The sequence below is a fragment of the Pseudoalteromonas sp. S1727 genome (assembly GCF_005886375.1).
GTDB classification, from domain to species: Bacteria; Pseudomonadota; Gammaproteobacteria; order Enterobacterales; family Alteromonadaceae; genus Pseudoalteromonas; species Pseudoalteromonas haloplanktis.
In genome coordinates this window covers 1-839 of the sequence record NZ_PNDT01000136.1, presented here as the reverse complement: position 1 = coordinate 839, position 839 = coordinate 1, and the positions used below count along the sequence as shown (strand labels likewise).

Sequence of the window (839 nt, the reverse complement as noted above, 5' to 3'; positions counted from 1 at the left end):
GGCCTAATCGTTGATACTACGCCTGTCGCTTTTGAAGTAACTAACTATTACTGGGGAATATTAGGTATTGGCCTTACTGCAGAAGGAACCGTTGAAGAAGGCAGTAGTGTTTATGTAGTAGGGGCAAATTTACTTGGTTTGGGTTTACTTGATATTGATGTGTTAGAAGGTGGTTTTGAGGTCCAGCCCAATGCTTTAGGTCAGTGGTCAGCGTTACTTTCTGTGCTTGATTTGGGATCCTGGTTAGATTATCGGTTTGTAACAGTGGATGACGCTGGCAATTACTTAGTGAGGGACATATTGAACAATGTTATAGAGCAAGGAAATGAGCCCGAGCTAGCGGTGACTAATACAGCGCCAGAAAGTGAGAATACATTTGGTATTGAACTTATCGCGGAACAACAAACTGAGTCAGAAGTCGCGCAAGCAAATCTAATGGCGGAGCCTGTTGTAATGGCTGAAAGCATCGATTTAAGCCATATATTAGAAAGTGATGCCGCTAGCAGTAACCTTGTTGAGCCAGTTGAGTTAACAATCAATGATGTATTGAGCGATGTTGAACAGACTGATTTGTTAGCCTTAGATTCTGTGAGCGAAGAAAACAGTATTGCTTTCAATGGTGATACATCAACATCAGCAGAGCCGGCGCTTGATGTACAAAATCAATCAGAGGAAATGATTAAGAAACTAATAGAAAGCGGCAATAACCAAATCGATAGCTAATGATCGCATGGTGAGCAAAATAAAGCGCGGGTTGTCTCGCGCTTTATTGTATTTATTTTGTGGTTTTTAATACCAATCGTGTTAAGTCGATTGATATAATACCAATCGACTTAAAT

Annotated in this window: 1 protein-coding gene; it reads left to right on the top strand. The window is 40.6% G+C overall.

Going from position 1 to position 839, the window contains the following annotated elements; genetic code table 11:
• The coding region (locus CWB85_RS22530; RefSeq protein ID WP_171039049.1) for a hypothetical protein at window positions 1-723 on the top strand (723 nt) is incomplete at its 5' end.
• Between the last annotated feature and the right edge of the window lie 116 nt (window positions 724-839).